The 9,802-nt window shown below is 66.2% G+C and carries 9 protein-coding genes; 5 read left to right on the top strand and 4 right to left on the bottom strand.

The window, feature by feature from the left end:
• Window positions 1–498: 498 nt before the first annotated feature.
• Window positions 499–1,122, bottom strand: a complete 624-nt coding sequence (locus ACK543_RS00120; RefSeq protein ID WP_409940849.1) for an FMN-binding negative transcriptional regulator — start codon at window positions 1,120–1,122, stop codon at window positions 499–501.
• A 1-nt stretch (window position 1,123) separates the two neighbouring features.
• Window positions 1,124–1,621, bottom strand: a complete 498-nt coding sequence (locus ACK543_RS00115) for an OsmC family protein (RefSeq protein ID WP_409940848.1) — start codon at window positions 1,619–1,621, stop codon at window positions 1,124–1,126.
• A 520-nt stretch (window positions 1,622–2,141) separates the two neighbouring features.
• On the opposite strand from ACK543_RS00115, the gene ACK543_RS00110 reads away from it, so the two are divergent.
• Window positions 2,142–4,010 carry a B12-binding domain-containing radical SAM protein gene (locus ACK543_RS00110; RefSeq protein ID WP_409940850.1) on the top strand — a complete coding sequence of 623 codons (1,869 nt, stop codon included), beginning with the start codon at window positions 2,142–2,144 and terminating at the stop codon, window positions 4,008–4,010.
• Window positions 4,011–4,185: 175 nt separating this feature from the next.
• Here ACK543_RS00110 and ACK543_RS00105 read toward each other — a convergent pair whose 3' ends face one another.
• Both ACK543_RS00105 and ACK543_RS00100 read right to left on the bottom strand, forming a co-directional pair.
• The gene (locus tag ACK543_RS00105) at window positions 4,186–4,479 is read right to left on the bottom strand and encodes a hypothetical protein (protein ID WP_409940847.1); all 294 of its coding nucleotides are present in this window, start codon (window positions 4,477–4,479) and stop codon (window positions 4,186–4,188) included.
• 148 nt (window positions 4,480–4,627) lie between these two features.
• Window positions 4,628–5,533, bottom strand: coding sequence for a BRO family protein (locus tag ACK543_RS00100; RefSeq protein WP_409940846.1), 906 nt, complete (start codon window positions 5,531–5,533; stop codon window positions 4,628–4,630).
• Window positions 5,534–5,727: 194 nt separating this feature from the next.
• On the opposite strand from ACK543_RS00100, the gene dinG reads away from it, so the two are divergent.
• The 4 genes from dinG to ACK543_RS00080 all read left to right on the top strand — a co-directional run bounded on the left by dinG (window position 5,728) and on the right by ACK543_RS00080 (window position 9,744).
• A complete protein-coding gene (dinG, locus tag ACK543_RS00095; protein WP_409940845.1) occupies window positions 5,728–7,902 on the top strand; it encodes an ATP-dependent DNA helicase DinG in 2,175 nt (724 codons plus the stop codon).
• A gap of 392 nt (window positions 7,903–8,294) precedes the next feature.
• Window positions 8,295–8,876, top strand: a complete 582-nt coding sequence (locus tag ACK543_RS00090; protein WP_409940844.1) for an NnrU family protein — start codon at window positions 8,295–8,297, stop codon at window positions 8,874–8,876.
• Between the two features lie 41 nt (window positions 8,877–8,917).
• Entirely contained in the window at window positions 8,918–9,178 is a 261-nt protein-coding gene (locus tag ACK543_RS00085) for a DUF3297 family protein (protein ID WP_409940843.1), read from the top strand.
• Window positions 9,178–9,744: a reverse transcriptase-like protein gene (locus tag ACK543_RS00080; RefSeq protein ID WP_409940842.1), complete on the top strand. Its 567-nt coding sequence runs from the start codon at window positions 9,178–9,180 to the stop codon at window positions 9,742–9,744. Before ACK543_RS00085 ends, ACK543_RS00080 begins: the two co-directional genes overlap by 1 nt.
• Window positions 9,745–9,802 lie beyond the last annotated feature (58 nt).

Here is a 9,802-nt window from a genome sequence, read left to right as displayed (position 1 = left end):
CAGATCGAGTTCAGTTTGTTCGGTACAGTTTGGATTCGGCATGGCTCGCTCGTTCATCAAGTTTCTACACCTCGATAAACGCGCACTCAAAGGGCCATGCCGTCATCGTTTTTACGGAGGACGGTGAAATATCCGGGTTAGACGGAACGGGTGGGGGCGCTGGGCTTCGACGAGCTCAGCCTGAACGGGATGAGGTGCGGTGCGCGGCTTCGACAAGCTCAGCCTGAACGGGCGAGGGAGCTCAGCCGGAACGGGTGGGGCGCTGGGCTTCGACGAGCTCAGCCTGAACGGGATGAGGTGCGGTGCGCGGCTTCGACTGGCTCAGCCCGAACGGGCGGGGGAGCTCAGCCCGAACGAGGGCGCGGGCACGGCACGCACGGGCGAGGGCGCAGCCCCCGCCCTGGAGCGCGCTTTCTTCAAATCAAAATCGCAGGCTGCGCTTGTCATTCATGCACTGACAGCTATTAAAATAATAGCAAAACACAGTGCGCTTTCGCGTCACACCCGCACCAGTGCCGCCACCTCTGCGGCCGATGGGGTGCCTTCGGCCAGCAGGCCCTGGACCACACCGGCGCGGTCGGTTTCGGTGCGGTTCTGGCTCATCTTGCACACGCCCTCCCAGCGCTCGACCACCAGCTCGATGCCCACGATGGCGCGCAGCATCTTGTCGATGTAGTCGGGCGGTGCATCGTCGATACGCCAGGGGTCGGGGCGGTGGGCCTCGTGCCGCTCGCTCAGCGTGTGCAGCACGGCGTGCAGGCGCTCAGTGTCGTCAAAGGCGTGCAGGCTGCCGTGGGCATGCGCCGTGGCGTAGTTCCAGGTGGGCACCTGTTTGCCGTCCGCCGCTTTGGACGGGTACCAGGACGGCGACACATACGCCTGCGGGCCGTGGAACACCGCCACGGCCTGCTGGGGCAGCAGCGGCCACAGGGCATTGGCCCGCGCCACGTGGCCCACCAGCGTGCCGTGCGGGCCGCGGGTGGGGTCCAGGTACAGCGGCACATGGTTGGCGTGCAGGGCCCCTGCATGCGCTATCACCAAGGTGGCCAAGGGCTGCGCGCGCACCAGCGCCTGCATGGCGGGTGCATCGGTCATGTGAAACTGGCGGTTCGCGTTGGCCATGTCAGGCTCCTTGCGTTGCGGTTGGGCCCGCTTGCAGCACCGGGGTGCAGTCGATCTGCGTCTTGACCGAGTTGGCCAGAAAGCAGGCCGCGTGCGCCTGGTGGTGCAGGTCAGCCAGCACGGATGCGCTGGGTGCATGGGCTGCATCAAACACCGTGACGGGGTTCAGTTGCACATGGCTCACGATCAGGCGGCCTTGGGCATCTTTGGCCATGGTGCCTACCGCAGCGTCGGTGTAGTGGTCCACCCGCCAGCCTGCGCGGCTGGCCAGGTCCAGAAACCACAGCATGTGGCAGCTTGACAGTGCGGCGATGTAGGCCTCTTCCGGGTCCACTGCAGCAGCATCGGAGTAGGGCAGGGGCACCACATGCGGCGATGACGAAGCGGCCACCGTGGCACCGCCATCAAACTGCCATTGGTGGGATCGGTGGTAGCGCCGGTCCAGAAAATCAGCGGTGCCGCGCTGCCAGGCAACGGTGGCGGTGTGGAAAGAAGCCATGGGCAATATCGGTGGGGTGGATGGGGGGCAGAAAGGCGCGGCGTTGGTGACCACGGCGGTCTGGACGGGCACGCTAGCGCCCGCCGGACCCGGAAGTCGTGGGCTGCCAATCGACCGCGACAGTGCCTTTTTTACCGCCTTTTGCCCCTTAGCTTGGCAGATTCGGCAAAAACCGTCCTCGCCGGGGCCCATTTTCGCTTTCGACGCGCCAAGTCCGGCAGGCTCCTGGCATCAAAATCAGCAAAGCAAAGGGGCCCGTGCGGGCAGTTGGGCGATGCGAGCCGTGCCGATGCCAAGATCCGCGCAGCTGCCCATGTGCTGCGGCAACGGCTGCTGCGCTGAAAGCGGCATGCCCGCGCGGCGGCGGCGTGCAGCACTCGCAAGGCAGCCGCCCTGGCCCGGATAATGGACGCTGCCTCGCCCTCAGCCCCTGCGGCGGCACCGCAACCGCCACCTGCTACCCACCATGTCTGCCGAAGCCGCACCGCCCTCGCTGCGCGTCCTGTCCGTCATCCCCCCGATGACGCAGCTCAACACGCCGTACCCGTCCACTGCGTACCTCACGGGCTTTCTGCGCTCGCGCGGGGTGGATGCGGTGCAGGAAGACCTGGCGCTGGCCCTGGTGCTGCGCCTGCTGTCGCCCGAAGGCCTGCGCGCCGTGGCCGACAAGGTGGATGCGCTGCCCCCCAAAAAGCGCAGCGCCGCCGTACAAAGCTTTGCGGCGCAGAAAGACCGCTACCTCGTCACCATCGGCCCCGCCATCGCGTTTTTGCAGGGGCGCGACAGCACGCTGGCGCACCGCATCGTGGGCCGCCATTACCTGCCCGAAGGCCCGCGCTTTGCCACGCTGGACGTGTATGTGGATGACGAGGGCGGCGACCCGCTGGGCTGGGCCTTTGGCGCTTTAGGCTTGCACGACAAGGCCAAGCACCTGGCCACGCTGTATCTGAACGACCTGGCCGATGTGCTGCGCGATGCGGTGGACGAGCGCTTTGAGTTTGTGCGCTATGCCGAGTCGCTGGCGGGCAGCCAGCCCACGTTTGACCCGCTGGCCAATGCGCTCGCTGCGCCGCCCACGCTGGTGGACGACATGCTGGCCCAGCTCACGCTGGAAGCCATGGAGCGCCACCGGCCCGGCGTGGTGCTGCTGTCGGTGCCGTTCCCGGGCTCGGTGTATGCGGCGTTTCGCATTGCGCAGACCATCAAGGCGCGTTACCCCGGCGTGGCGCTGCTGCTGGGCGGCGGCTTTGTGAACACCGAACTGCGCGAGCTGGCCGACCCGCGCGTGTTTGACTACGTGGACTACGTCACGCTGGACGCGGGCGAACGCCCGCTGCTGGCGCTGCTGGAGCACCTGCGCGGCGAGCGCAGCCGCCAGCGGCTGGTGCGCACGTTTGTGCGGGATGACGCAGGCGCTGTGCAGTACATCAACATGATGGAAGCCGACATCGCCTTTGCCGAGGTGGGCACGCCTACGTGGGACGGCCTGCCGCTGGACCGCTACCTCTCGCTGCTCGACATGCTCAACCCCATGCACCGGCTGTGGAGTGATGGCCGCTGGAACAAGCTCACCGTGGCGCACGGTTGCTACTGGAAGAAGTGCAGCTTTTGCGACGTGAGCCTGGACTACATCAGCCGCTACGAGGGCGCCAGTGCTGGAGTGCTGGCCGACCGCATCGAGCAGATCGTGCGCGAGACGGGCCAGACGGGCTTTCACTTTGTGGACGAGGCCGCGCCGCCCAAGGCCCTGAAGGCACTGGCCACCGAGCTGATCGCGCGCAACACGGGCATCAGCTGGTGGGGCAACGTGCGGTTTGAAAAAACCTTCACCCCCGAGCTGGCCGAGCTGCTGGCCGACAGCGGCTGCATTGCGATCTCTGGCGGGCTCGAAGTCGCGTCGGACCGGCTGCTCACGCTGATGAAAAAAGGCGTGTCGGTGGACCAGGTGGCACGCGTGACCCGGGCGTTTGCCGACGCGGGCATCCTGGTGCATGCGTACCTGATGTACGGGTTTCCCACGCAGACGGTTCAAGACACTGTGGACGCGCTGGAATACGTGCGCCAGCTCTTTGCCAATGGCTGCATCCAAAGCGGGTTCTTCCACCGCTTTGCCTGCACCGTGCATTCACCCGTGGGCAAACACCCTGAGGAATACGGCGTCACGCTCGCGCCGCTGCCCCCGGGCGGCTTTGCCAAAAACGACGTGGCCTTCATCGACCCCACCGGCGTGGACCACGACGCGCTGGGCGGCGCGCTCAAGAAGGCCATCTACAACTACATGCACGGCATCGGCCTTGAAGAAGACGTGCGCAGCTGGTTCCCGTTCAAGGTGCCCAAGACGACGGTGCGGCAGGGGCGGATTGAGCGGGCGCTGCGCGAGCGGGGCTAGGGACCGTCTCCAAAACTCCCTGCGGTCTGCGCTGGCTCGGCCCGCAGCGCCGCCAGGCGAAGAAATCAGGCCAAATCGGGCTGAAGCGCTTTGTTTGTTTGCCCTTAATGCTACGAATTCAATAGCATTTTATCCGTGTGGGCCACGTGCGCCCACCGGCGCTCTACGTTTTTTGCTACTGGTAAGCCCGGTACATGGGCGGGCCCTTGTCGGTGTCTTTCAGCCCGCGCTCCAAGTCCTTGAAAACCTGCTTGCCTTCTTCGGACTGGATGTCGTCCGTCATGGCGGGGGCCTCGTCGCGCTCGTGCGTCAGGCGGGCTTGCGGCCCCGACAGGTCCTCGGGGCCGCTGCCCGGTGTTGGCGGCTGCGTGGTGGTGTCGGTACGCCGCTCGGTACGGGCCCGAACGCGGGCCGACGCGGTCTTGTCCTGATCGCGGTCTTGGGTCTTGTGGGCCAGGGTTGGGCTCATGGGGTGCCTCCATAGAAAGCGCAACGAGGAAGGTGCGGCGCTCACTTCATGCTGGGACGCTTGTCTATCGCAGGCTGTAGGAGGAAGCGCTCAGTCGATACAAGCTCAGCGAGAACGGTTCCATGGGGCGCTGCCGCCTCAACATGACCTACTTGGGTGCTTTTTTGGCCTGCATTTGCTTCGCTGGCTTGACGGCACCGCCTACCTTTGCCGCCTTTGGCAACTCAGGCGCAGCGGGTGTAGACGGGGGCAGATAGTTGGCGCCGGTCACCACCGATTTTCCGGTCTGCGCCTCCAGCTGGTTGCGGGCTTGCCGCGCAATGCGGCCCCCGTTGTGTGCAGCGGCTTTGTTTTCGGCCATGCCGGTGGCCTGCACGCTCTCGGCAATCTGGCGGGTCGATAGCTCGGCCAGGGCAGTAAAGATCAGTTCCGCCTCGCTCATGTGATCGCGCAGGTTATGGCTGGTCAGCCCCTTCTTGGCCTTGTGTTGGGCCACGCTGAGGCCAGCCCATTCCTGGTGAATGATGTTGGTGAGAATGGCGAACTCGCTGCCCGCCTTGATGTCGTGCTCGCTCCAATAATCAGTGAGCTTGTTGCGGGTTTCCTGCCCCGTCATGCGCTGCTGGATCCACTTGTCGCTGCGGCCATGCTGCTGCCAGGTCTGGCGGGCGCGAGCGAGCGACAGGGCGGGGTCGGCCATCTCCTGCATGCGCTGGTAGCCTACCTTGGCGAGCCACAGCTTGATGGGTTCGGCCTTGGGGCTGGGAACAGACTGGACCAAGCGCAGCAAGGTTTCAGCGGTAGCGACGTCGGTGAGGCGCTGCTTGCCATCTGCAGCGGGCATCTTCAACTGGTGACAAGCTGTCACCAGTTGACTGCCTTCATTGCCAAGCCGACGCTTGAGCTGGTTCCAGTACTTGCGGGCGGTCAGGTCGTCGGGCTGTTGCGTCAGCACCTGCACCACGTCAATCACCGAGAACCACCACATCTCGGTGCTCTCGTCGTACACACGGCGGATGGCTTGACCATCGAATTCAGCGGGCAGGATTTTCATGGGAGTTCCACCTTCATGCGCAAGAATAGGCTGTATAAAAAATCAGCTATTCTTGAGCATATCCGCCACCGCTAAACCAGGCAACCACCTCCTTCCTTTGCTACAGGCTGGATAGCCGCCAGCGCGTGCCCTCGAGGGGTCGGGGCCACTTTTCACTCACAAAGTCAGCCCACCACCCATGCCACACTCCCCCCATGTCTTCCAGTGAGTGGGCCCACGCGGCCCTGCAGTCGTTCGATGCGGTGGTGAACGCCACCGAAGGTTTTCGCAGCCGCCCCGGCCAGCGGCTGATGGCCGAGCAGGTGGCGCGCGCGTTCAGCAGCGCCACCTTGGGCAAGGTGGATGAAGAAAGTGGCGAGGCCGCGCCCACGCGGTCCATTGCCGTCATCCAGGCGGGAACGGGGGTGGGCAAGTCGCTGGCCTACTGCGCTCCGGCCATTGCGCTGGCGCTGGCGCGCGGCTCGCGGGTGCTGATCTCCACCGCCACCGTGGCGCTGCAAGAGCAGCTGGTCAACAAAGATTTGCCCGCGCTGGCCGCGCGCATGCCGCAGCCCTTCAAATTTGCGCTGGCCAAGGGGCGGGGGCGCTACGTGTGCAAGCTCAAGCTCGAGCGCCTGGCCGGCACCGGCGAGGCCGGTGACGACGGCGAAGACGACCTGTTTGCCGACGAGGAAGCCGCCGCCCGCGCCAAGCGCCCCCGGCACGAGACCGAGGCGCGCATGCAGTTCTATTCGACCATGTCGCAGACCTTGTCCCAGGGCGCGTGGGATGGCGACCGCGACAGCCTGGAGACACCGCCCGAGCCCGAGGTGTGGAGCCCCGTGGCGGCCGAGGGTGCCTCGTGCACCGGCAAGCACTGCCCGGCCTTCAGCCAGTGCACCTACTACGACAAGCGCAAGGAGCTGGTGGGCGCGCAGGTGATTGTGGCCAACCATGATCTGCTGCTGTCGTCCCTGGGCGCGCGCGTGCTGCCCGAGCTGGACAACTGCCTGCTGGTGCTGGACGAAGCCCACCACCTGCCCGCTACGGCGCTGGACCAGTTTGCGTGCAGCATGGACTTGTCACGCATCACCTGGATCGAGCGGCTGGCCAGCCGGGGCCTGCGCATTGGCGCGCTGCTGGAGGTGGAAGAGATTGCCGATATCTCCAAACATTCGGCCCAGTTGCGGCAGACGTTGCAAGACCTCGCGCGCATCGTGATGGATGTGTATGGCGACCAGCTCAAAAGCCAGCCCAACGCCTGGGGCCCGGCGCGCGTGCGCGTGCCGCGCGGTGAGCTGCCCGAGCTGCTGATTGCGCCCCTGGGCGTGCTGGCCGCCAGCGCCGAGGCCTTTCTCGACGCCCTGCGCGCCATCAGCAAAGCCCTGCGGGCCGAGATGCGCGACAAGCCCGAGGAGGGCAGGCGCCTGTCCACGCTGTACGCGCAAATTGGCATGCTGGCCCCGCGCCTGGAAGGGCTGCATGCCACCGCGCAATTGCTGCTGCAGGATGCGCCCGAGGGCGCCGATCACACCTTTGTCCCGGCGGCCAAGTGGTTCACGCTGGAGACCGATGGCGACTTCATCGTGGTCAAGGCTCACGCCAGCCCCATCCTGCCCGGCACCGCGCTGCGCAACCATCTGTGGAGCGCGGTGCGCGGCGCGGTGCTGACATCGGCCACGCTCACCAGTTGCGGGCACTTTGACTTCTTCATGCGCGAGGTGGGTCTGCATGGCGACGAGGCCGCCACCACGCTGGAGGTGCCCAGCCCCTTCAATTACGCCGCGCAGGGCACGCTGATTGCCGCAGAGACCCGCGCTGACCCCAAGAACGCCGCACAGTTCACCCCCGAGATGGTCGATGCGCTGCTGCACGACATCGCTCGCGTGGAATACGGCGCGCTGGTGCTCTTTACCTCGCGCGAGCAGATGCGCCAGGCCGTGGATGCCCTGCCCACCGCCATGCGCAGCGTGGTGCTGGTGCAAAACGCGCTGCCGCGCACGCAGCTGCTTGCGCGCCACCGCGAGCGGGTGGAGCGCGGCGAGCCTTCGGTCATCTTTGGCATGCAGACGTTTGGCGAGGGGCTGGATTTGCCGGGGCGGCTGTGCGAATCGGTCTTTATCACCAAGCTGCCCTTTGCCCCGCCCGACGACCCGGTGGGCGAGGCGCGTGCCGAGTGGCTGCGCGCCGTGGGCCGCGACCCGTTCAGCGAACTGGTGGTGCCCGCCACCGCCATCCGTCTGGCGCAATGGGTGGGCCGCGCCATCCGCACCGAAGACGACCAGGCCCATGTGTACTGCTACGACAAGCGCCTGACGCGCACCAGCTACGGCCAGCGCCTGCTCAAGGGCCTGCCGCCATTTGCGCTGCAGCAGCGCGTGGCGCGGTAGCACACGGCACGCCTGGCGCAGCGCTACGGGCGGCGCGACTTGCAGCGCGACTGGCTGACGGGGGCTATGGGCCTGCAGTGCAGCTCTACACCACTGCCTGCGATCTGCGCGGGCACGGGCGCGGGCAGTCCACCGCGTTGTTTTCTTGCCCATAGCGCGGCTATGGGCAAGAAAGGTGCTTTGTGGCCTGTCTTGACCGGCGCCAGCGTATCCTCGCGAGGGTGATGTAGAGCTTCCCCAGGGGCGTGCGTGCTGGTTTCAGTTCAAAATCTGGCGCGCCGTATCGTTGAGCGGCATGTCCGTGCCACGCGTGGCACCTGCTGCGGGTGGGCACGCGTGCCAAAGGCAGGCGGCCCTCGCTTGCTTACCACTTGTTTTTAAAAGGCTGTTCCATGCTGATCCTGGTGATTGGACTTGTGCTGTTTCTGGGCGTGCATTCGGTGCGCATCGTGTCGGATCCCTGGCGCAGCCAGATGCTGGCGCGCATGGGCGAAGGCGCTTGGAAGGGGCTGTATTCGCTGGTGTCGGTGGTGGGTCTGGCGCTGATCGTCTGGGGTTACGGCCTGGCACGGCAGCAACCTGTGGTGCTGTGGATGCCGCCCGTGGGCATGCGCCATGCTGCCGCGCTGCTCACGCTGGTGGCCTTTGTGCTGCTGGTGGCCGCCTATGTGCCGCGCAATGGCATCCGCGCGCGGCTGCGCCATCCGATGGTGCTGGGCGTGAAGGTCTGGGCGCTGGCGCACCTGCTGTCCAACGGCTCCGTGGCCGATGTGCTGCTGTTCGGGGGCTTCCTGTTGTGGGCGGTAGCGAGCTTTCGCGCCGCGCGCCAGCGCGACCGCAGGCTGGGCACGACCTATGCACCGGGCACGGCGGCGGCCACGGGCATCACGGTGGTGGTCGGTGTTGCCGCGTGGGCGGCGTTTGCCTTCTGGGCCCATGCCTGGCTGATCGGCGTCGCGCCCTTGGGCCGCTGAATGCGGCCCGCCATCGCCTTCCCTGTTCATTTCGCATTCACATGACCGACACGACCAACCCCTCCACCGCACGCCCCGCATTGCCCGACCACCTGTCGGTCAACCCCCGTAGCCCCCACCACGCGGCCGCCGTGTTCAAGCACGACATCGGCATCCGCCTCAACGGTCAGGATCGTTTCGACGTGCAGGAATACTGCATCAGCGAAGGCTGGGTGAAGGTGCCCGCAGGCAAGACGGTGGACCGCACAGGTCAGCCGGTGCTGATCAGGCTCAAGGGGCAGGTCGAGGCGTTCTACCGCTGATGTCGAGCCCTGCTGCCGCCAGCCAAGGCGTGGTGAGGCACCCGGAGTGGGTCATCCATTGCGACGGCACGGCCTTGCCCAACCCCGGTCGCATGGGGCTGGGGGCCGTGCTGGTGGCCCCTGGGGGTGCCACCACGTCGCTGTCGCGCCAGGCCCCCGGCACAGGCTGCAACAACGAGGCCGAGTTGCGGGCGCTGCTGCTGGCGCTGGACGAAGCCTGCCGACAGGGCGCGCTGTGTCTGGTGATTTCCAGCGACAGCAGCGTGCTGGTGGACCAGATGCGGCCCCACAGCCCCAACGCGCCCGCCCCCAGGCCCATCGCGCGGCTGGCCCCCATGTTTGAAGAGGCCCGCCGCGCCTTGCAGCGGTTTGACACCGTGCGCTGGCAGTGGATTCCGCGCCACCGCAATGGCCAGGCCGACGCACTGGCGCGCGCTGCCGTGGGCCTGGCTCCCAAACCACACAGCCGACCCAGGTCGGCCACTAGGAGCCTGTCGGACTTGGAGCGTCGAAAGCGAAAATCGGCCCCAGCGAGGACAGTTTTTGCCGAATTTGCAGCCCCATAGCCGAGCTATGGGGCAAAAAGGCGGTTAAAAATGGACCGCTGCGGTCGATTTGCAGCCG

Origin of the sequence: Acidovorax sp. (assembly GCF_046341535.1) — a bacterium.
Classification (GTDB): Bacteria; Pseudomonadota; Gammaproteobacteria; order Burkholderiales; family Burkholderiaceae_C; genus Acidovorax.
The sequence above is the reverse complement of the archived record's forward strand: the minus strand, read 5'-3'. Positions and strand labels throughout refer to the sequence as shown.